Annotated in this window: 1 rRNA gene; it reads right to left on the bottom strand. The window is 55.3% G+C overall.

The annotated features are described in order from the left end of the window. Positions 1 to 255 (bottom strand): 16S ribosomal RNA (locus tag NNN71_RS25110); the annotation flags it as partial.

The following is a 255-nucleotide window of genomic DNA, read 5'->3' as shown; positions in this document are numbered from 1 at the left end:
GACTTAACAAACCGCCTGCGTGCGCTTTACGCCCAGTAATTCCGATTAACGCTTGCACCCTCCGTATTACCGCGGCTGCTGGCACGGAGTTAGCCGGTGCTTCTTCTGCGAGTAACGTCAATCGCTGCGGTTATTAACCACAACGCCTTCCTCCTCGCTGAAAGTACTTTACAACCCGAAGGCCTTCTTCATACACGCGGCATGGCTGCATCAGGCTTGCGCCCATTGTGCAATATTCCCCACTGCTGCCTCCCG

The sequence above is a fragment of the Kluyvera sp. Awk 3 genome, from assembly GCF_028069715.1.
Taxonomy (GTDB): domain Bacteria; phylum Pseudomonadota; class Gammaproteobacteria; order Enterobacterales; family Enterobacteriaceae; genus Kluyvera; species Kluyvera georgiana_A.
The sequence above is the reverse complement of the archived record's forward strand: the minus strand, read 5'-3'. Positions and strand labels throughout refer to the sequence as shown.